This window comes from Arthrobacter sp. ZGTC131, from assembly GCF_002929275.1.
Taxonomy (GTDB): domain Bacteria; phylum Actinomycetota; class Actinomycetes; order Actinomycetales; family Micrococcaceae; genus Arthrobacter.
In genome coordinates this window covers 60344-79873 of sequence record NZ_PJIK01000014.1, presented here as the reverse complement: position 1 = coordinate 79873, position 19530 = coordinate 60344, and the positions used below count along the sequence as shown (strand labels likewise).

Sequence of the window (19530 nt, the reverse complement as noted above, 5' to 3'; positions counted from 1 at the left end):
GAAGGCCACACAAAACCCCGCCCGGGACCGAAAATTTACGGGCTCCCTAAACTTCTGCCTGAGGAGTACCAGCCGAAAAACCGCGGAAACGCGGGGTAAGCTGGGCATGCAATGGGGCCGAACCATCCCCCATCTAGCCCAGGAGCTCACGTGTCTCAGCACGCAAAATCTGACCGCCATCCCGACGCCGGCAAGGCGATCGCGGACCTCGGGCCGGCATCGAACACGCCAGCTCCGAACGGAGCAGTCCACAACGGAGCAGTCCCGAATGCGGCACCAAATGCCGTTCCCACCGCAGCGGACATCAAGCGCTGGCGCCAGTACCTGGCCGACGAACGCGCCGAGGCCGCTGTCTACCGGGACCTCGCCCAGAACCGGTCCGGCGAGGAACGCGCCATCCTCCTGGCCCTCGCCGAGGCAGAAGGCCGCCACGAAGCCCACTGGCTGAAGCTGCTCGGCGACCAAGCCGGCAAACCCCGCCACGCCTCCCTCCGCAGCCGGCTGCTCGGTTTCCTGGCCCGCCACTTCGGGTCCGTGTTCGTGCTGGCACTGGCGCAGCGCGCCGAAGGACGCTCCCCCTACACCAAAGAACCGTCCGCCACGCCCGCCATGGCGGCCGACGAACAGATCCACGAGGAAGTGGTGCGTGGCCTGGCCACGCGCGGCCGCAACCGGCTGGCGGGCACGTTCCGGGCAGCAGTCTTTGGCGCGAACGATGGCCTGGTTAGCAACCTGTCCCTCGTGATGGGCATGGCCGCCACCGGGGTGGGCAGCACCGTGGTCCTGCTGAGCGGCATTGCCGGGCTGCTCGCGGGCGCCTTCTCCATGGGCGCCGGCGAGTTCGTGTCCGTGCGCTCGCAGCGGGAACTCCTGGCCGCCACCCTCCCCACCCAGGTGACGCTGGCCGCGGCTCCCCAGCTGGACATCGAGCACAACGAGCTCCTGCTGGTGTACCTCGCCCGCGGCATGTCACGTGAGTCCGCCGAGCACAGGGTTGCGGAGCGCATGGGCCTCTTCACCTGCGACTGCGATCCGAGCCTTTCGCTCCGGCCCGAGCTCCCGAAAACCGAGGATGAGCACGAGGCTGTCGGCACGGCGTGGGGCGCGGCGCTCTCCAGCTTCTGCTTCTTCGCCTCGGGCGCCATCGTCCCCATCATTCCTTTCATTTTCGGCATGACCGGACTCGGCGCGCTCGTGGTGGCCGCAGTCCTGGTGGGCATCGCGCTGCTGGCGACCGGCGGCGTCGTCGGCCTGTTGTCCGGCACTTCTCCGCTGACCCGCGGCCTCCGGCAGCTGGCCATCGGCCTGGGCGCGGCCGGCGTCACCTACCTGCTGGGGATGGCGTTCGGCGCCGTGATCGCGTAGTGGGGTCGGCAGTCGGCCGGAACACCTCGGGGGCACAGTAGTGGAAAATCCGCGCCAATTGGGGGAAGGTGCCCAACACCCTGATGCCCAACACCCTGATGCCGAACGCCGGCGCAGGAAACACCCGCGTCATTCGGCGCCGGCCGGGGCGGTGGCCAGGTTTGTCCGCAACCTTGTGCTGATCGCCGTCATCGGGTGTGTGGCTTTTCTCGCGGCCGGGCTCGCCTACGGGGACCCGCGCCTCGTTGGACTGCTGGAATTCCGCATCGGCGGCGGCGATCCCGAGGGCCCAGCGGCCGGGTCCGGAGAGACCGGGCAGGCGGAGAACACCGGCAAGGCCGCGCAGCCAGGCGTTCAGCCGGGCACGGCGGACCGTGCCGCGGACTCCCCGCCGCCGGGCTTAGAAGAGTCGGACTCGCCTCTGGGGACGCCGGAGCCTCCGGCGGAGCGCAGCGACTCGTACAAATTCCTGGCCGTGAACGCCGACGGCACCCCCGTTGGCTACTCGCCGTGCCGCCCGCTCCACTATGTGGTGAACGCGGACCTGGCTCCGGAGGGAGCGGCGGGGCTGGTCCACGAGGCGATCAAGACCGTCTCCCGGGCCACGGGCATCCGGTTCATCAATGACGGCGCCACCGACGAACAGCCGGTTGAAAAGCGAGCCCCTTACCAGCCCGCGGCTTACGGCGATAGGTGGGCGCCGCTGCTCATCGCCTGGACCAGCCCGGACGTGGCGCCGAAACTCAGGGGCCAAATCATCGGCACGGGCGGCAGTACGCACTACAGCTACGGCAACGGACCCAAGACCTTTGTCACGGGCAGCCTCGAACTGGACGCCCCGCAGATTGCGGCGGAGCTGGACCGCCCGGACGGCGCCTCCTATGCCACCGCCGTCATCCTGCACGAGCTGAGCCATGTCATGGGGCTCGAGCACGTTGATGACCCCGTCCAGCTGATGTACCCGGAGATCGGCGCTCCGGACGGACTGGCGTCCGGGGACCTCAACGGCCTGCAGGAGCTGGGCAAGGCGCAGTGCCGCAAGGACCTGTAGGTCTCCTCTGGCTCTCTGGCCGCGGGGCCCGGTGGCGCGGTGACGCCGCGGTGCCATAGGGCGGGCGTCGCTCAGCCGCCCAGGACCGCGAGCGCCTCCTCGACGCTGTCGACCAAGAAGATCCGCCGCTCCATCGACCTGCCCTTGGCGAGGCTCTGGAGCATGGGCCATGCGGGAAACCGGCGCTGCCAGTGGTCCCGCCCCACGAGCACCATGGGGGTCACGGTTTCCGGGGCGCCATAGTAGTTTTCGCACGCATCCTGGAAGATTTCCTGGACGGTCCCGGCAGCACCGGGAAGGAACACTATGCCGCCGTTGCAGAGCTCCAGAAGCACGGCTTCGCGGACCGAATTCGCGAAGTACTTGGCAATGTGGGTGGCGAAATAGTTGGGCGGTTCGTGTCCGTAGAACCAGGTCGGAATACCCAGGGATGCCGTGCCGCCCGGAAAGCGTTCGACGACGGCCCCGGCGGTCCGCGCCCACGCGGACACGGAGGGGCGGAACCCCGGGACGGCTGACAGTTCGCCGAGGACACCGTGAAACTCCCCGTCAGGCGTGGCACTCAGATAGGCGCCCAGGTTAGCGGCCTCCATGGCTCCCGGTCCGCCGCCGGTGGCGACCATGCGGCCGCCGAGGGCAAGGAGCCGGCCAAGCACAGCGGCATCGGCGTAGTCCTTGGTCCCCCGTTGTGACGCGTGACCGCCCATGACCCCGACGATGCTGCGCCCTCCGCTCCGGGCCGAGAGGGCGAAATCTTCGAGGGCATCGCCGATGGCGTGGTCGTGCAAGGCGGCGGCCAGGGTGGAATCCAGTCGACGGCGCTGCCCCGGCCGAATGCTCCACTGGTAGACGAGCGCGTCCGGGGTCGCCTCATACGGCGCACCGCGGATGCCGACGTACAGTTCCTGCGGTGTGTAAAGCTCCCCGCGGTAGGGGTCGAACGGCACGCCGCCCAGCCGCGGAAAGATCAGGGCACCACGCCGGCGCAGTGAGTCTTCCACACCGGGATCGAACGTGCAGCCCAGGAAAATGGCGCCTTCCGCGTCCAGGGCGGCCAGCGTTGCCGCCCTCCCGCGGAGGTCAAGCGACTGCGCATGCCAGCCGTGCATGGCCTTGGCGCCGGCGCGAACAAGCTGGTCGAAACCGGCCACGGTGTCCACGTCAAGAGTCCGTGGACTGGGAGACAGGCTGCCGGAGGGGTTCATGGTGCCAGCCTAGCGAGTGCCGCCGAGGGCGGGTGCGGCGGCGAGGTTGCGTCGGAGCGGAACGGGGAGGCGCGGGCGCGCCGGCGGGAAAACGGAAATGCCCCGCAGCGTGGGCTGCGGGGCACTTCCATGGCACATCGCCGGAATCTGATCAGGAGACCTGGAGACCGCCGTTGATGTCGTACGTGGCGGCCGTGATGAAGCCAGAATCCTCGCCCAACAGGAAGGAGATCAGTGCGGCAACTTCCTCGCGGGTGCCGACGCGGCCCATCATGATGCCTTCCGACATCTGCGCCTTACGCTCGTCGGACAGCGTGCCGCCCATGATGTCGGTGTCGATGGGGCCCGGTGCAATGGAGTTGACGGTGACGCCGAACTCGCCCACTTCGCGGGCCAGTGCACGGGTGAACCCGATGATGCCGGCCTTGGATGCGCTGTAGGCCACCTTGGAGTAGGTGCCGCCGCCACGCTGGGCGGAGATGGAGGAGATGCTCACGATGCGCCCAAGCTTGCGCTCAATCATGCCCTTGAGGACACGCTGGGAGACGACGAAGGTTCCGCGCATGTTGATCGCGAAGACCTTGTCCCACTCCTCCACGGTGGTCTCCATAAAGGTGGTGGGAGAGCTGATGCCCGCAAGGTTGGCCAGGGCCACGATCGGCGGGAGCGACGCTTCGACCTCGGTGATCGCCAGGTCCACGGACGCTGCATCGGAGACGTCGGCGCCCACGCCGATTGCCTTTACCGCGCGGTTGGAGCCGATCTCGGCGGCTGCGGCCTTCGCGTCCTCGGCGTTGATGTCCAGGATGGCGATGGACCAGCCTTCGCTGGCCATGCGGTCAGCCGCTGCGCGGCCGATGCCGCGGGCGGAGGCCGCACCGGTCAGCACGACCGTGCGTTCGGCGGGGAAAGGAGTGGTTGAGCTCATTGCGGGTATTCCTTCAGGTGGTTCTTGGGCGGTTCTTAGCGGGTAACGGTGACTTCAGCTGCAGCCTTGACGGCGGGATCCAGCGCTGCGTCGCCCTCTGGGCGCCTGCGTGCATAGAGGTAGGTGGCTACAGCCGTGACGCAGAGGCAGAAGGACAGGAACAGCAGGCCGCTCTGGTTGTTGCCCGTGGCATCGTTCAGCAGACCCACTGCGTACGGGGCCACGAAGCCGCCGAGGTTGCCGAGGGAGTTGACGAGGGCCAGGCCTGAGGCGGCTGCGGCGCCGGTCAGCGCCGCTGACGGCATGGACAGGAACGGGGCGATGGCTCCGTAGATGCCCATGGCCGCGGCGGTCAGGGCGATCAGGGCGAGGACGGGGTTGACCGGCAGCAGGTAGCCCGCTGCCAGCAGGCCCATGCCGGCCAGAACCATGCTGGCCGAGCTGTGCCAGGCACGCTTTCCGGTCTTGTCGGCACGCTTGCTCCAGAAGAACACGAAGACTGCGGCGATGGAGTACGGAATGAGGACGATGAACCCGACCTGGGCGGTGGAGAACTTGCCGAGGGCTGCAACGATGGTGGGCATCCAGAGACCCAGGCCGTAGATACCGCAGACCAGGCCGAAGTACAGGGCCGAGTAGACCAGGGTGCGCTTGTCCTTGAGGCCGGCCAGGAAGTTGTGGCTGCCGCCCTTGGACTTGGCTGCCAGTTCGGCGTCCATGGTGGTGGCAAGCCATTCGCGCTCGTCGGCGTTGAGCCACTTGGCGTCCCGCGGACGGTCCGTCATGAGGATGGGGGTCAGCAGGCCGAGGAGGATGGCGGGGATGCCCTCGATGATGTAGAGCCACTGCCAGCCGTGCAGGCCGAGGATGCCGTCCATCTGGAGCAGGAGACCGGAGACCGGGGCGCCCAGGGCGTTGGAGATGGGCTGGGCCAGGATGAAGATACCCAGCACGGTGACGCGCTGCGCGGCGGGGAACCACAGGGTCAGGTAGAAGAGGATGGCCGGGAAGAATCCGGCCTCAGCGGCGCCGAGCAGGAACCGAATGATGTAATAGGTGGTTTCGCCGTTCACCAGGGCCATCGCCGTTGCGAAGATGCCCCAGGTGATGAGGATGCGGGCCAGCCACTTACGTGCGCCGAAGCGGTACATGCCGGCGTTGCTCGGAACCTCGAGGAGGGCGTAGCCGAGGAAGAAGATGCCGGCGCCGAGACCGTAGGCCGCCGCCGTCAGTCCGATGTCCTCGCTCATGGTGAGCTTCGCGAAGCCCACATTGTTGCGGTCGAGGTAGGCAATGAAGTAGAGCAGGACGATCAGGGGCATGACGCGACGGCGGACCTTGCGGAGCGTGCGGTCGCCCAGCTCGCCGAGTCCGGTGGACTTATTGGTTAATGAAGTCATCATCGACCTTCTATCTGTCGGTTCCGGACCGGCGGCTTCGCGCGGAGGAAATCCGATGCTTTTTATGAGGGGGTTCTTCCCGCTTCACGAGGCTGACTCCGGATCGCTTTGATCTGATGTCAGACATCTGACGGAAGAACATGAGCAAAAGCATAGAAGGGTGATGCGCATTACGTCAAGGGCGGCCGGGCAGGCTTAGGACTTGCGCCCGTAGACGTAGCGTTCGTAGTCCTCGAATGTCTGGTCCATGTGCTCGTCCATGGCCCGGCGCGCCAGCTCGGGATCGCCGGTCAGGATGCTGTCCAGCACGCGCTGGTGGAAGGCGATAGCGTGCCGCTGGATTTCCTTGATGGCGGATGTTTCGCGCCGTGCCAGGTAGAGCGACTGTCCCAGCTGGGCCAAGAGGGCACGGACAAAGGGATTGCCGGAGGCCTTCAGGACTGTGTCGTGGAAGGCGATGTCCGCCAGCACGAAACCATCCAGGTCACCTGACTCGTGATGCACTTTCATGTCCGCGATGAACTTGCGCATCTCCACGGCGTGCTCGGGAGTGTGGCGTTTGGCGGCGAGGGCGGCGGCTCCGGTCTCCACCATGCGCCGGACCTCTATCAGGCCCCGCGAAACCTGGTCCGCGGCATTGCCGTGCGATGCCGCCTTGATGATCGCGTCAAGGCCGGTCCAGTTGTCCGTGGGGTTGACGAACGTTCCCCGCCCGGCTTTGACGTACAGGATGTTCTGCGCCCGCAGCACTTTCAGTGCCTCGCGAACGGTCAACCTGCTGACTTCATAGGTCTTGGCAATATCGGCTTCCGGCGGCAAGGAATCGTGGGGTTTCAGCCTGCCGTCAAGGATGTCGTCCAGCAGGCCGTCAACCAGGTCGTCAACGAGCGTCCTGCGACCCATGGAACGTCCTACTTTCGCCTTGCAAATTTCCCCTCGATGCGCCTAACACTACAGAAACGCGGGCAGACTCAGGAAAACGCCGGGCGCGGGTCAGCCGGCGGCGCGGGAACCCGTAACATAGGCGTCCAGCCTCGCGAGGGTTCTTTCGATGTTCGCCGGGTGGCGCCGGAGGTACCCGGCCAGCCGGAGGAGGACCTTGCCACGGACCTGCCGCGCGTCCCACTGTTCCGTTACCAGCGTCCCCGAGACGCCGGCACCGTCCGTGGCCGGTTCCAGCAGGTATCGCCAAACATGGCCGTAAAAGTGCCACCAGCCGATCCTGCGGCCTTCTTCGAACTCGGTCACCGTGTTGAGGATCTTGTAATCCATTTTGACGTTCATCTCCATGCCGAACCTGGCCCCCGGCCCCAGCCACCCGGGTCCGCTGGGCTGGGCGCCCTTCACGGTGTCTGAGCCGTCGATCGCACTGTGCAGCGCCGGAGTGGCCAGGACCTCGAAGATCTCGTCCGGTGTGGCGGCAATGAAACGGTCCCTGGACACGAGATAGCGGTTGTTCATTCCGCCAGCCTAGCCGCTCCAAAGTGTTGCAGAATTGAGCATGCAGACTTCCTCGCCCGCCGGTGGCCGGCGTCCGCGCATCGGCATTCCAGTCCGGCTCAGCAGCTCGGCCGATCCCGACCCCCGGGTGGCTGAGGCCAACGGCCTCTTTGATTACATCGTTGATCTGGTGCGCGACGGCGGCGGGGAACCGGTGCTGCTGACTCCCGAACTGTTGTCTCCCGGACTCTTTAAGGGCGGACCGCACGACGGCGGACCCGGTGCCGTCGCGCCCGAGGCGCTTGACGGCGTCGTGCTTCCCGGCGGCGGCGACCTCGATCCCCGGCTGTACGGCGAAGAGCCGGGCGGCGCCTGCTACGACGTCAACGTGGAACAGGACCGGCTGGACATCGCCGTGGCACAGCAGGCAATCGGGGCAGGACTCCCCCTGTTGGGGATCTGCCGCGGACACCAGCTCCTCAATGTGCTGTACGGCGGCACGCTCATCCAGGACATGGCACCGGGAACTGTGCCGCACCGCGACAGCCCCACTGACGGCGGCGGGTTGTGGGCATGGCATGACGTGACCATTTCGCCGGGATCCAAGGTGGCGCGGCTCTACGGCGCGGTGGCTGATCCGGGATCCGGAAGTTCCGGGGCCAGCAGCGTGAAGATCGCGTCCGGCCACCACCAGGCCGTGGCGCACGTGGCGCCCGGCCTGGTGGTGACGGCAGTCGCGGACGACGGAACGGTGGAGGCCCTGGAGGATCCTGACCGGTGGGTGGCCTCGGTCCAGTGGCACCCCGAGGCAGTCGAGCTGCCGGAGGCCCAGCGGCTGGCACCGTTCCGGGCCTTCGTGGAGGTCTGCCGGGAGTAACGGCACCCAGGTGTGACGGCGTCCGGCTTCTGACGGGGTGCGGCTGCTTGAGTGCGCCTAGAGTGTGGCCGCGGCAGCCAGGCGCACCGGAAGCCCCGTTTCGAGCGACTCCTGCGCGGCGTCCGCCACGCGGGAGGCCGCCACGGCGTCCTCCGGGGTGCAGGGGTTTTGCCGCCTGCCCAGCACGAGCTCCACGAAGGCCGCCATCTCGGAGCGGTAGGCCTGACCGAAACGCTCCGCGAATGTCTTGTGGGACTCTCCTGACGGGAACGCGACGCCGGCCTCGGCGGACGTCACCGCGGACTTCTCGTCGAGGCCCACCATGAGGGAGCCGGCTGAGCCCTGGATTTCCAGCCGGACGTCGTGCCCGGCCCCGTTGTAGCGCGAGGCGCCCACGGAACCGAGCGTGCCGTCGTCGAACGTCACGAACGCCAGCGCGGTGTCCACGTCCCCCGCCGCACCGATGGCGGGGTCGCCGTTGTTGGAGCCCTTGGCGTAGACCTCGACGATTTCGCGGCCGGTCAGCCAGCGCAGGATGTCGAAGTCGTGCACCGAGCAGTCTCGGAACAGCCCTCCGGAGGTCGCCAGGAACTCCACGGGTGGCGGGGTCATGTCACAGGTGACGGCGCGCAGCGAGTGGATCCAGCCGAGCTCGCCTGCCTCAAAGGCGCGCTTTGCCTCGAGGTAGCCGGCATCGAACCGCCGCTGGTGGCCGATCTGGACGGTGCCGCCGTTGGCCCTGATGTAGTCCAGGACCGGAAGCGAATCCGCCACGTTCATGGCCACCGGCTTCTCGCAGAACACCGGAATGCCGGCATCCACGCCCGCCCTGATCAGGTCCGGATGCGTGCCGGTGCCGGTGGCGATGACCAGGCCATCGATCCCGGATCCGATCAGCTCCCCCACGGTCGGCAGGAACTCCGCGCCCACGCCTTTGGCCACGGTGCGGGCGTGATCCGCGGCGACATCCGTCAGCCTGAGCCGCACGTTGATCCCCTGCGGGTGGAGCACGCCGTTCAGCGAGGCGATGTTGCGGGCGTGCATCACCCCGATGCGGCCCACGCCAACCAGTCCGAGGGTTATGTCCTTCATACGGTTCCTTAGCGGTTAGAGGAATGCGGTCGGGGAGACGGCCGGAGGTACGGGCTCAGGTTCAGGCGCGCTGGGTCGGAGTCCCGGCGCTTGCCGTTCCGGCGACTTCGGCCTGGACTTCCTTGACGATGTCGCCGTGGCCGCCGAGCTGTTCGAGCTCGTGGGCGAGTTCGGCCAGTTCGGCGCCGCCGGCCATCTGGGCGGTGAGCTCGTCGAGGGTGATGTCCTTCTTGTCGTAGTAGCCGATCGACTTGCCGCGCTTGAGCAGCAGGAACCGGTCGCCCACGGGGAAGGCGTGGTGGGGGTTGTGGGTGATGAAGATGACGCCCAGGCCGCGGTCGCGGGCCTGCAGGATGTAGCGCAGAACCACGCCGGACTGCTTGACGCCGAGGGCCGCCGTCGGCTCGTCCAGGATCAGGACCTTGGCCCCGAAATAGACAGCGCGCGCGATCGCCACGCACTGGCGCTCACCGCCGGAGAGCTGGCCGATGGGCTGCTCCACGTCGCGGAGGTCGATGCCCATGTCGGCGAGTTCCTTCTTGGTGATGTCCTTCATCTGCTGGACATCCAGGCTCTTGAACGGGCCGAAGCCGCTGGTCAGTTCCGAGCCGAGGAAGAAGTTGCGCCAGATCGGCATGAGCGGGACGACGGCGAGGTCCTGGTAGACCGTTGCGATGCCCACATCGAGGGCGTCGCGGGGCGAGGTGAACTTCCGCTCTTCGCCCATGATGTGCAGGACGCCTTCGTCGTGCTGGTGAAGGCCGGCGATGATCTTGATCAGGGTGGACTTGCCGGCGCCGTTGTCACCGAGGACGCAGGTGACGCGGCCGTTGTCCACGGCCATGGTGACGTCGGTGAGGGCCACGATGTTGCCATAGTGCTTGCCGACGTTCTCCAGCGAGAGGAGATGCACCGGGGTGTGGGTCAGCGGATCCTTTTCATCCTTAAGGAGCTGCTGCTGGTCAATCTGTTTGGCGTTCATGGTGTTAGCCCTTACTTGAGTCTGCGCGACGCTTGACGATCAGGTTCACGATGGTGGCCAGGAGCAGCATCAGGCCCAGGAAGAACTTGAACCAGTCCGGGTTCCACTCCGCGTACACGATGCCCTTGTTGGCCATGCCGAAGATGAAGGCGCCGATCGCGCCGCCCACGGCCGAACCGTAACCGCCCGTGAGGAGGCAGCCGCCGATGACCGCGGCGATGATGTAGAGGAATTCGTTGCCGACGCCCTCGCCGGACTGTACTGCGTCGAAGGCGAAGAGGTTGTGCATACCGAGGATCCAGCCACAGAACCCGACCGCCATGAAGAGGCCGATCTTCGTTGCCTTGACCGGGACGCCCACTGCGCGGGCAGCGTTCGCGTCGCCGCCGACGGCAAAGATCCAGTTGCCCACTTTCGTCCGCAGCAGCACCCAGGACGCCACGGCAACCAGGGCGATCCAGATGAAGACGGTGTTGTTTACGTCGACGCCGGCGATGCTCACGGACGAGGAGAAGATCGCCCGCGCCGAAGCGTAGCCGTCCATGTCGGAAATCGACGGGGAGGACACACCGCCGCCGATCATGCGCGTCAGGCCCAGGTTCAGGCCGGTCAGCATCAGGAACGTTGCGAGCGTGACGATGAAGCTGGGCAGTTTGGTCTTCATCAGGATCCAGCCATTGATGTATCCGATGCCGACCGAGACCACGAGGGCCAGGATCACGCCGACCCAGACGTTCATGCTGAAGTACCAGCTGAACATCGATGCGGTGAGGGCGGAACTGATGACTGCGACGCCGGTGGAAAGGTCGAACTCGCCGCCGATCATCAGCAGGGACACGCCCACCGCCATGATGCCGATGGTGGAACTGCCGTACAGCACTGTGGCGAAAGCATTCGGCTGGATGAACGTCTGCGACACCGAGGCGAAGAAAACGAAGAGGACGATCGCGCCGACGAGAGCGCCAACTTCCGGGCGTCCGAGCAGCTTCTGCAGAGGGTTGCGTTTTGCAACGCGCTCATCTGCCACAGCTGGTTTTGTCATTGTTGGGGTCATGGTCATGATGATTCTCCTTGCTTCCGGGCCCGGCGCTGGCCGGGCCCGGCTAGCGGCTGTTAGCGGATACCCTGCTCGGCGAATTTGAGGACATCCGCGGCGTTGGACTCATCGATGATGGCCGGGCCGGTCAGGACAGCCTGGCCGCCACCGATCTTGAAACCGCCGCGCTTGCTTTGCCACAGCGCGTCGATGGCACTGTAACCCTGCAGCCACGGCTGCTGGTCCACGGTGAACATCACGCTGCCGTCGACTATCTTCTGCGCGAGTTCACGGTTCAGGTCGAAGCTGGCAACCTTGGCCGAGCTGCCTGCGGTCGATACAGCCTTCAGAAGAGTCAGTGTGATCGGTGCGCCCAGTCCGATGATGACGTCGGCATCCTTAGAGGCCTGCAGCTTTGCCGTCGCTGTCGACTGGACCGCCGTCATGTCAGCGCCGTTCACGTACAGAATCTCGGTGCCGGGCACCTTGGCCTTCACACCGGCGCACCGGGCTTCCAGACCCACGTGTCCCTGCGCCTGGATCACGCAGATCGGATGCTTGGCCCCCTGCGCGGCCAGCTTTTCCCCCACGGCCTGGCCTGCAAGCTGCTCGTTGGACCCGAAGTGGGTGAAAGCGCCCAGCTGCGTGGAAACGGATTCACCGGCATTGAGGCTGACGACAGGAATGCCGGCAGCAGTAGCCTTCTTCAGCGAATCCTTCAAGGCATCCGGCGTGGCCAGGGTGACGGCGATTCCGTCCACCTTCTGGTCAATGGCCTGCTGGATCAGCTGGGACTGGCGGCCCGCTTCCGGGTCATTGGTGTAAAGCAGCTCCACGTTGTCTTTGTCGGCTGCTTCCTGGGCGCCCTTACGGACAGTGTCCCAGAACGTGTCACCCGCTGGAGCATGCGTGATCAGCGCGACTTTCATCCGGGGAGTGTTGACCACCTGGCCGCCGCCTCCGGCGTTGCCTGCATCAGCCGGTTTTCCACCGGTGCTGGAGCACGCGCTGAGTGCCAGCATCGGCACAACAGCGGCCATCAGGGCCGTCTTCCGCCACGAAAACTTAGTCACGATAAATCTCCTTTGATTTGGGGCTGGGACCGCCGCCAGATGCGGGGTCAGCAAGCCTGCTACAACCGATCATGGTGATTCAGACCACAGATGTCAATAGTTTGTCCTGACATTAGGATGTTTTTACTAGCATCAGACGAAGGACCCTGAGCGGAGCCCGCCTTATCACTCCATCAGGCGCCGATAAGAAAGCCCGATGTCACGCTTGACCGCCCGAGGGTCACTGCTATTATCAGAAAGGCAGTATGTCCTATCAAGCGAACATGCACCGGACATACCGATTCCTGGACGCAGGACAGCCCGCAGCACTAAGGGAGCACTCAATGGCGAACCAACTTCACCTAAGCATCGACAGGTCATCGCCGGTGCCCCTGTACCACCAGGTGGTCCAGGGCATCGAGGCTGCCATCCACACCGGGCTCCTGGAGCCGGGCAGCCGGCTGGAGAACGAAATCGACCTCGCCGCCCAGCTGAACCTTTCCCGGCCCACCATGCGCAAGGCCATGGATGAGCTGGTCCGCTCCGGGCTGCTGGTCCGCAAGCGCGGCGTGGGCACCCAGGTGGTTTCGAGCCAGGTCCGCCGCCCCCTGGAACTGTCCAGCCTCTACGACGACCTCACCAACAACGGCAGCAAGCCCACCACCGAGGTCCTGACGTTCGCGCACATCGACGCCGACGACGCCACACGGCAAGCGCTGCACCTCCCGGCTGGCGCAAAGGTTTACCACTTCACCCGTCTGCGCAAGGTGGGCGGCAAGCCGCTGGCCCTCATGGAGAACTGGGTCCGCGATGACATCACGCGTATCGACGAGGAGCTGCTCGGTTCACAGGGGCTCTACGGGATCCTGCGGAGCGGCGGGGTCAACTTCCGGCTGGCCACGCAGCGGATCGGAGCGATGGTGGCCAACGAATACCAGGCCCCGCTCCTGGAAACCGAGCCCGGCTCTGCGCTCGTCACCATGGAGCGCACCGCCGTGGACGACACGGGCAGGAACGTGGAGACGGGCCACCATGTCTACCGCGCCGACTCGTACAGCTTTGAAATGACCCTTGTACAGCGCTAACCAGCGCTAGGTACATGCGGCGCTCGGCAGAGCCAGCGCCGGACACGTCCGTCGCCGGGCACCTCGACGCCCGGCGCGCCACCCGACTCGATCCGAAAGAGGACACATTCATGGCCGACTGGGTATATCCGCTGGGCAGCGCAGCCGAAGGCTGCTGGGACGTTTCGCTGGGCACAGCCGACTCCACACTCCGCGTGGACGGCTGGGCCCATACGGGGCTGAAGGTGGCAACACTGGCGCCGGGTGCCGCCGTCGAACTCCCCGCTGCAGGCGAGGAACGGATCGTGATTCCGCTCAGCGGAGCCTTCACGGTGAGCGTGGACGGTGAGAAGTACCAGCTGGCCGGCCGCACCGGCGTCTTCAGCGGCCCCACCGACGTGCTGTATTCCGGAACGGAGAAGGCAGTCACAGTCAGTTCGTCCGACGGCGGCCGGGTCGCCGTCGCCACTGCGCTCGCCAAGGTCCAGTACCCCACCCGCCTGATCACGGCGGCGGAGACCCCGGTGGAGCTGCGCGGCGCCGGGAACTGTTCGCGCCAGGTCCACAACTTCGGCACCCCCGCGGCGCTGGAGGCGGACCGCTTCATTGTGTGCGAGGTAATCACCCCCGCCGGGAACTGGTCCTCCTACCCTCCACACAAACACGATGAGGAGAAGGAGGGCGAGACGCGCCTCGAGGAGATCTACTACTTCGAGACGCGGGTGGCCAGCGTTCCCGGCATTGCCGGCCCCGGGGAAGCCGCGGATGCCATCGGCTACCAGCGGGTCTATGCCTCGGACGAGCGCCCCATCGATGTCGCCGCCGAGGTCCGCACCGGCGACGTGGTCCTGGTCCCCTACGGCTGGCACGGTCCGGCGATGGCCGCGCCCGGCTACGACATGTACTACCTCAATGTCATGGCCGGACCCGGCCGCGTCCGCGACTGGCTTATCAGCGACGATCCGCACCACGGGTGGGTCCGCCAGAGCTGGGAGGGCCAGGACGTGGATCCCCGGCTGCCGTTCCGTGGCTAGGGTCCGGCTTAGCCGTTGAACTCGGCCGGGTGCGGGCCGGTCCGGCCGTCGCGCTCGAGGGCATCGATCGCGGCCAGCTCCGTGTCGGCCAGCTCGAAGCCGAACACGTCCAGGTTCTCGCGGATCCGCGACGGCGTGACCGACTTCGGAATGATGATGCGGCCCTGCTGCAGGTGCCAGCGGAGGATCACCTGGGCGGGCGTGACACCGTGGTCCGCAGCGATGGCGGTGACGGCCTGCTCCCCCAGCACGGCACCCTGCGCCAGCGGGCTCCACGCCTCGGTGGCGACGCCATGGGCCGCGTTGGACCCGGCGACGTCGCGCTGCTGGAGCGCCGGATGCAGCTCCACTTGGTTGACCGCCGGGACGGTTCCGCCCAGGCCGATCACTTTCTCCAGGTGCTCCGGCAGGAAGTTGGAAACGCCGATCGCCCTCACACGGCCGTCCTGAAGCAGCTTTTCCAAGGCACGCCATGACTCGAGGTAGCCGTCCGTGGCCGGGGCTGGCCAGTGGATGAGGTAGAGGTCCAGGTAATCGAGGCCCAGCTTTTCCAGGCTCGATTCGTAGGCGGCGAGGGTGGCGTCGTAGCCTAAGTCGGCTACCCACACCTTGGACGTGACGAACAGTTCCTCGCGGGCTATCCCGGACTCTGCCAGGGCACGGCCGGTTCCGGCTTCGTTCCCGTAGATGGCGGCCGTATCGATGCTCCGGTAACCGGCGGCAAGAGCCGCGCTGACCGCGGCGGTGGTGTCGTCGTCGGACACCTGGAAGACGCCGAAGCCGAGCTGCGGCATGCGGACGCCGTTGTTGAGCGTGACGGTAGGGATCGTGGTGGTGGGGATCGGGGTGGTGGCATGGCTGGTGTTCATCGTGGTTCCTCCTGTTGATGGGGTTGGCTGGATCAGCGGACGGCGGGCAGTGCAGGAGCGTTGGCGCCCGACCCGACAGAATCCGCCAGAGCGTCGGCGTCCGATCCGACAGAATCTGCGAGAGCGTCGGCGTCCGATCCGACAGAATCCGCGAGAGCGTTGGCATCCGACCCGACAGAATCTGCGAGAGCGTTGGGTGCCTTGGCCGCGGCGAAGGCCATGACGGCCAGGCCCAGCAAGGTGATGCCGGCGCCGGCCCAGATGGGCGACGTGTAGCCCAGCCCGGCGGTGATGGTCACGCCGCCCAGCCAGGCGCCCAGGGCGTTGCCCACGTTGAACGCGCCGATGTTGGCGCCGGACGCGAGGGTGGGGGCGCCGTCGGCGTATTTCATGACCCGCATCTGCAGGCCTGGCACGGTGGCGAAGCCGAAGCCGCCCATGAGCACCATGGAAGCAATGGTCAGTGTCTGGTTGCCGGCCGTCAGTGCGAAGGCCACGAGAACCAGCACGAGGACCGACAGGACGACGAGAAGCGTGCGGTCAACGTTCCGGTCGGCGGCCTTGCCCCCGAGCGTGTTGCCGATGAACAAGCCTACGCCGAACACGATCAGCAGCCAGGGGACGGTGGAGGCGGAGAATCCGGAGACCTCGGTGAGGGTGAAGGCGATGTACGTGAAGGCACCGAACATGCCGCCGTAGCCAAGGATGGTCACCAGGATGGACAGCCAGACCTGCCCTGAGCGGAACGCGCGCAGTTCGCTCCGCAGCCCGCCCGGGGCGGTATCTCCATGGCCGGCCTTTGGCACGAGGGCCAGGATGCCGGCGAGGGCCAGGACGCCGATGCCGCTGATGGCCCAAAAGGTTGAGCGCCAGCCGGCCGCCTGGCCCAGCATGGTGCCGAAGGGAACGCCCAGCACGTTGGCGGCGGTCAGGCCGGTGAACATGATGGCGATGGCTCCGGCTTTCTTGGTGGGCGCCACCATACCGGCGGCAACAACCGCGCCAATTCCGAAGAACGCTCCGTGGGCCAGAGCGGCCACAATGCGGCCGATCATCATGGTCCAGTAGTCGGGGGCCACTGCGGAGATGAGGTTGCCGGCGATGAACAGGACGAGCAGGACGGCCAGCACGGGTTTCCGCTCGAAGCGGGTCACCGCGGCGGTCAGCCCCAGTGCTCCGACCACGACGGCGAGCGCGTAGCCGGAGATCAGCCAGCCTGCCGAGGCCTCGCTGACCCGGAAGTCCGCGGCCACTTCGGGCAGCAGGCCCATGATGACGAACTCGGTGAGTCCGATGCCGAACCCGCCGAGGGCGAGGGCAATCAGGCCAATAGGCATGCAAGTGCTCCTTTGGATACTGTACGGAAGGGAGTGGGGCGCGTACGCTAGTAGTTGCAGACGCGTTATTTATTGTTGCACAAGCAGATACCCCGCGCAAGCAACTATTTATTTGGGCTGCCCCGCTTCCAGTGACGGGCATGCTGAAGGAGGAAAAACGATGGGCATCAAGGACGACGCCGTGGAAGTGCGCGCGCAGGGCTGGCGGACCCTGGCGGCGCTGCACGGACTGATCGAAGCGGAACTCGAACGCTCGCTGCAGGGCCAGGCGCAGCTGTCCGTCGTGGAGTACACCGTGCTGGACGCGCTCAGCCGGCAGGACGGCTGGCATATGCGCATGCAGCAGCTGGCACGGGCCACCGCGCTGAGCGCGAGTGCCACCACGCGCCTGGTGAACCGGCTGGAGGACCGCGGGCTGCTGACGCGCATCCTGTGTGCCGACGACCGCCGCGGCATTTACACCGAACTCACGGACAGCGGGATCAAGCTGTTGGAGGAGGCGCGCCCGGTCCACGACGCAACGCTGGAGCGGACCCTGGCCGAGGCACAGGACGTCCCCGAGCTGGCCCCCCTGGTGGACGCCCTCCCCCGGCTGCACGCCCGGCTCTGACCGCTGTGAGGTAGCAGCCTGGACACACAAAAACGGACGAACAAAAGCCCTGCCCCGCATCTGATGCGGGGCGGGGCTTTGTTGCGGGCGGACTTATTTCGCGGCGAGCTGGTTGAAGTAGTGCTTCAAGTCCTCGAGGCTCTTGCCCCGGGTTTCCGGCACCACGCGCTTCACCCAGGCTGAGCCTACGAGAGTGTCTTCCGGTTGCCTCATACGCTGACCTTCTGGACGTACTGCTTCATGGTCTCCAGCTGATACCGCGACACGTCCTGGGCGTTGTCGTCTTCGGCGAAGACGCTGGACACCATCACGGTGTCGTCGCGGTCCAGGAAGTCGATTTCCTTCAGGCCGCCGAAGAACTCGTCCCAGTTGACGTCGCCGTCGCCAATTTTCAGGTGCTGGTGCACCCGGACCGGGTTGCCGGGCGGGTTGGTGATGTAGCGCAGCCCGTGCGAGGCGTGGTGATCCATGGTGTCGGCGACATGGACCAGGCGCAGCTTGTCCCCCGCCGCGCGCATGATGTCCAGCGGCGCGTTCTGCATGTGGAAGCTGTGGGACGCAACGTAGACGAGGCCCACGTTCTTGGAGTTCAGGCCGCGGATCACCCGGATCGCGGCAAGGCCTTCTTCCACGAAATCGTCCGGGTGCGGATCGATGAGGAGGTCGATGCCTTCGCGCTCGATGATCGGCAGCAGTTCCTCCATGGAGCGGTAGAAGGCGCGCTCGGATTCTTCTGCCTTCTCGGGGCGGCCGCTGAATTCCGTGTTCATGGTGCCCACGCCCAGGTCAACCGTGATTTGGATGGCGCGCTTCCAGTAGCGGACGGCGGCCTCGCGGGCGTCCTCGTCCGGCCCGGACCAGCGCAGCACCGGCAGGACGGAAGCAATTTCGATCCCGGCGTCCCGGCAGGACTTCTTCAGCTGACCCACGAGTTCGTCGTCAGCCTTGGGGTGGTTGAAGAACGGGATGAAGTCCGGGTGCGGGGTCATCTGCATGTACTTGTAGCCGAGGTCCGCCACTACCTTGGGGAATTCCAGCAGGCTGTGGCTGTGGTGGAACGGCGTGGGATCGAGGGCAATTTTCACGGGGCACTCCATTGTGGATCAGTCAGTTTGTGCAAAGGACCGGAACGAGGGGAAGGGACCGGCCAGTGCCGGCCCTTCCCCTGTTCTCAGCTGTAGAGGGCTGGCTTGGAATTCAGCTTCACGGCGACCTTTTCGCCGTTCTTCTGCGCCTCAACGCCGGCCTCGCAGCACGCGGCGGTGGCGTAGCCGTCCCAGGCGCTGGGGCCGCCGATTTCGCCGCGGACCGCAGCGTCCACCCAGGCCTGGATTTCGACGTCGTACGCCGCACCGAAGCGCTCTTCGAAGCCGGGGGTCACGTTGCCGCCCCAGCGGCCGGCGCTGCGGGTGTAGGGACCTTGGTCGCCGCCGATGTTCACGATGCCGTCTTCGAAGGAGGCCTGGGTGGCCACTTCGTAGCCGAACTTGGCGTTGACGTAGATTTCGACGTCGGCCAGGACTCCGGACTCGGTCTCGATGAGGACGTGCTGCGGATCGTGCTGGCCGGCCGGTGCGTTCCTCGTGGCCTTGCCCAGGCGGACCTGGACGCTGGTGATTTCCTCGCCGGTGAAGAAGCGGATGGCGTCGAACTCGTGCACCACCGAGTCGTTGATCAGCATCTCGTTGGTGAAGCCCGCGGGGGTGGTGGGATTGCGATGCTGGTGGTGCAGCATCAGCAGCTCGCCGAGGTCGCCGTCGCGGATGATGGAGCCGAGGGCGGCGTACTCGGCATCGAAGCGGCGCATGAATCCCACCTGGATGCGCTTGCGGCCCAGTTTCTCCTCGGCCTGGACGATCTTCCAAGCTGATTCGGCGTCGGGCGTGAGCGGCTTTTCGCAGAGGATGGGGATGTCCTTCGCGATTGCCCTGAGCAGGATGTCCTCGTGCAGGAAGCCGGGCGTGGCGATCAGGACGGCGTTGACGTCACCGTTGTTGAGGGCCTCCTCGGCATCGGCCAGGGCCACCGCGCCGGGGATGCCCTCGATGGCGGCCTGCGCACGGGCGAGGTCGACGTCCACGACGGCGGCCACTTCTGCGCCGTGGATGCGCGTGTTGAGCCGCTGGATGTGGTCCGCGCCCATGCGGCCGGCGCCGATGACAGCGACGCGAAGGGTTTCAGTCATTGT

General features: G+C 66.3%; 19 protein-coding genes. 6 read left to right on the top strand and 13 right to left on the bottom strand.

The features are described from left to right. Positions 1-150: 150 nt before the first annotated feature. Positions 151-1365, top strand: coding sequence for a VIT1/CCC1 transporter family protein (locus CXQ90_RS16760; RefSeq protein WP_104140504.1), 1215 nt, complete (start codon positions 151-153; stop codon positions 1363-1365). Between the two features lie 151 nt (positions 1366-1516). Continuing rightward, the gene (locus tag CXQ90_RS16755; protein WP_104140503.1) at positions 1517-2416 is read left to right on the top strand and encodes a matrixin family metalloprotease; all 900 of its coding nucleotides are present in this window, start codon (positions 1517-1519) and stop codon (positions 2414-2416) included. Positions 2417-2487: 71 nt separating this feature from the next. On the opposite strand, the gene CXQ90_RS16750 is transcribed toward CXQ90_RS16755, so the two are convergent. The 5 genes from CXQ90_RS16750 to CXQ90_RS16730 form a co-directional block, all read right to left on the bottom strand. Next, positions 2488-3621, bottom strand: a complete 1134-nt coding sequence (locus CXQ90_RS16750) for an LOG family protein (protein ID WP_104140502.1) — start codon at positions 3619-3621, stop codon at positions 2488-2490. A 151-nt stretch (positions 3622-3772) separates the two neighbouring features. Next, the gene (locus tag CXQ90_RS16745; protein WP_104140501.1) at positions 3773-4549 is read right to left on the bottom strand and encodes an SDR family NAD(P)-dependent oxidoreductase; all 777 of its coding nucleotides are present in this window, start codon (positions 4547-4549) and stop codon (positions 3773-3775) included. A 35-nt stretch (positions 4550-4584) separates the two neighbouring features. After that, the gene (locus tag CXQ90_RS16740; protein WP_104140500.1) at positions 4585-5949 is read right to left on the bottom strand and encodes an MFS transporter; all 1365 of its coding nucleotides are present in this window, start codon (positions 5947-5949) and stop codon (positions 4585-4587) included. Positions 5950-6144: 195 nt separating this feature from the next. Continuing rightward, on the bottom strand, positions 6145-6852 hold the full coding sequence (locus CXQ90_RS16735) for a FadR/GntR family transcriptional regulator (protein WP_104140499.1): 708 nt from the start codon (positions 6850-6852) through the stop codon (positions 6145-6147). A 90-nt stretch (positions 6853-6942) separates the two neighbouring features. Beyond that, on the bottom strand, positions 6943-7410 hold the full coding sequence (locus tag CXQ90_RS16730) for an SRPBCC family protein (protein ID WP_104140498.1): 468 nt from the start codon (positions 7408-7410) through the stop codon (positions 6943-6945). 40 nt (positions 7411-7450) lie between these two features. On the opposite strand from CXQ90_RS16730, the gene CXQ90_RS16725 reads away from it, so the two are divergent. After that, positions 7451-8266 carry a gamma-glutamyl-gamma-aminobutyrate hydrolase family protein gene (locus CXQ90_RS16725; RefSeq protein ID WP_104140497.1) on the top strand — a complete coding sequence of 272 codons (816 nt, stop codon included), beginning with the start codon at positions 7451-7453 and terminating at the stop codon, positions 8264-8266. 57 nt (positions 8267-8323) lie between these two features. Here CXQ90_RS16725 and CXQ90_RS16720 read toward each other — a convergent pair whose 3' ends face one another. The 4 genes from CXQ90_RS16720 to CXQ90_RS16705 all read right to left on the bottom strand — a co-directional run bounded on the left by CXQ90_RS16720 (position 8324) and on the right by CXQ90_RS16705 (position 12449). Next, complete coding sequence (locus CXQ90_RS16720; protein ID WP_104140496.1) at positions 8324-9358, bottom strand: Gfo/Idh/MocA family oxidoreductase; 1035 nt, start codon at positions 9356-9358, stop codon at positions 8324-8326. Between the two features lie 61 nt (positions 9359-9419). Continuing rightward, positions 9420-10340, bottom strand: coding sequence for an ATP-binding cassette domain-containing protein (locus CXQ90_RS16715; RefSeq protein ID WP_104140495.1), 921 nt, complete (start codon positions 10338-10340; stop codon positions 9420-9422). A 4-nt stretch (positions 10341-10344) separates the two neighbouring features. After that, positions 10345-11400, bottom strand: a complete 1056-nt coding sequence (locus CXQ90_RS16710) for an ABC transporter permease (protein WP_104140494.1) — start codon at positions 11398-11400, stop codon at positions 10345-10347. Positions 11401-11453: 53 nt separating this feature from the next. After that, positions 11454-12449 carry a substrate-binding domain-containing protein gene (locus CXQ90_RS16705; RefSeq protein WP_219816701.1) on the bottom strand — a complete coding sequence of 332 codons (996 nt, stop codon included), beginning with the start codon at positions 12447-12449 and terminating at the stop codon, positions 11454-11456. Between the two features lie 323 nt (positions 12450-12772). Here CXQ90_RS16705 and CXQ90_RS16700 point away from each other — a divergent pair, with 323 nt between their 5' ends. Together CXQ90_RS16700 and iolB are read left to right on the top strand one after the other, a co-directional pair. After that, positions 12773-13513, top strand: a complete 741-nt coding sequence (locus CXQ90_RS16700; protein WP_104140493.1) for a GntR family transcriptional regulator — start codon at positions 12773-12775, stop codon at positions 13511-13513. 110 nt (positions 13514-13623) lie between these two features. After that, on the top strand, positions 13624-14526 hold the full coding sequence (gene iolB / locus CXQ90_RS16695; protein WP_104140541.1) for a 5-deoxy-glucuronate isomerase: 903 nt from the start codon (positions 13624-13626) through the stop codon (positions 14524-14526). Between the two features lie 8 nt (positions 14527-14534). Here the strand turns inward: iolB and CXQ90_RS16690 are convergent, their stop codons facing one another. Both CXQ90_RS16690 and CXQ90_RS16685 read right to left on the bottom strand, forming a co-directional pair. Next, a complete protein-coding gene (locus CXQ90_RS16690) occupies positions 14535-15395 on the bottom strand; it encodes an aldo/keto reductase (RefSeq protein ID WP_104140492.1) in 861 nt (286 codons plus the stop codon). A 32-nt stretch (positions 15396-15427) separates the two neighbouring features. Beyond that, positions 15428-16732: an MFS transporter gene (locus tag CXQ90_RS16685; protein ID WP_258064565.1), complete on the bottom strand. Its 1305-nt coding sequence runs from the start codon at positions 16730-16732 to the stop codon at positions 15428-15430. A 160-nt stretch (positions 16733-16892) separates the two neighbouring features. Here CXQ90_RS16685 and CXQ90_RS16680 point away from each other — a divergent pair, with 160 nt between their 5' ends. After that, the gene (locus CXQ90_RS16680; RefSeq protein WP_104140491.1) at positions 16893-17342 is read left to right on the top strand and encodes a MarR family winged helix-turn-helix transcriptional regulator; all 450 of its coding nucleotides are present in this window, start codon (positions 16893-16895) and stop codon (positions 17340-17342) included. 209 nt (positions 17343-17551) lie between these two features. Here CXQ90_RS16680 and CXQ90_RS16675 read toward each other — a convergent pair whose 3' ends face one another. Further along, positions 17552-18427 (bottom strand): sugar phosphate isomerase/epimerase family protein, encoded by an 876-nt coding sequence (locus tag CXQ90_RS16675; protein ID WP_104140490.1) that lies wholly within the window; start codon positions 18425-18427, stop codon positions 17552-17554. A gap of 86 nt (positions 18428-18513) precedes the next feature. Beyond that, positions 18514-19527 carry a Gfo/Idh/MocA family protein gene (locus CXQ90_RS16670; protein ID WP_104140489.1) on the bottom strand — a complete coding sequence of 338 codons (1014 nt, stop codon included), beginning with the start codon at positions 19525-19527 and terminating at the stop codon, positions 18514-18516. Positions 19528-19530 lie beyond the last annotated feature (3 nt).

Coding starts and splice junctions, on each gene's coding strand:
- CXQ90_RS16685 (WP_258064565.1), bottom strand. CDS start 16,732: ATGCCTATTGGCCTGATTGCCCTCGCCCTCGGCGGGTTCGGCATCGGA.
- CXQ90_RS16700 (WP_104140493.1), top strand. CDS start 12,773: ATGGCGAACCAACTTCACCTAAGCATCGACAGGTCATCGCCGGTGCCC.
- CXQ90_RS16745 (WP_104140501.1), bottom strand. CDS start 4,549: ATGAGCTCAACCACTCCTTTCCCCGCCGAACGCACGGTCGTGCTGACC.
- CXQ90_RS16710 (WP_104140494.1), bottom strand. CDS start 11,400: ATGACCATGACCCCAACAATGACAAAACCAGCTGTGGCAGATGAGCGC.
- CXQ90_RS16725 (WP_104140497.1), top strand. CDS start 7,451: ATGCAGACTTCCTCGCCCGCCGGTGGCCGGCGTCCGCGCATCGGCATT.
- CXQ90_RS16735 (WP_104140499.1), bottom strand. CDS start 6,852: ATGGGTCGCAGGACGCTCGTTGACGACCTGGTTGACGGCCTGCTGGAC.
- CXQ90_RS16680 (WP_104140491.1), top strand. CDS start 16,893: ATGGGCATCAAGGACGACGCCGTGGAAGTGCGCGCGCAGGGCTGGCGG.
- CXQ90_RS16670 (WP_104140489.1), bottom strand. CDS start 19,527: ATGACTGAAACCCTTCGCGTCGCTGTCATCGGCGCCGGCCGCATGGGC.
- CXQ90_RS16730 (WP_104140498.1), bottom strand. CDS start 7,410: ATGAACAACCGCTATCTCGTGTCCAGGGACCGTTTCATTGCCGCCACA.
- CXQ90_RS16715 (WP_104140495.1), bottom strand. CDS start 10,340: ATGAACGCCAAACAGATTGACCAGCAGCAGCTCCTTAAGGATGAAAAG.
- CXQ90_RS16720 (WP_104140496.1), bottom strand. CDS start 9,358: ATGAAGGACATAACCCTCGGACTGGTTGGCGTGGGCCGCATCGGGGTG.
- iolB (WP_104140541.1), top strand. CDS start 13,624: ATGGCCGACTGGGTATATCCGCTGGGCAGCGCAGCCGAAGGCTGCTGG.
- CXQ90_RS16740 (WP_104140500.1), bottom strand. CDS start 5,949: ATGACTTCATTAACCAATAAGTCCACCGGACTCGGCGAGCTGGGCGAC.
- CXQ90_RS16750 (WP_104140502.1), bottom strand. CDS start 3,621: ATGAACCCCTCCGGCAGCCTGTCTCCCAGTCCACGGACTCTTGACGTG.
- CXQ90_RS16690 (WP_104140492.1), bottom strand. CDS start 15,395: ATGAACACCAGCCATGCCACCACCCCGATCCCCACCACCACGATCCCT.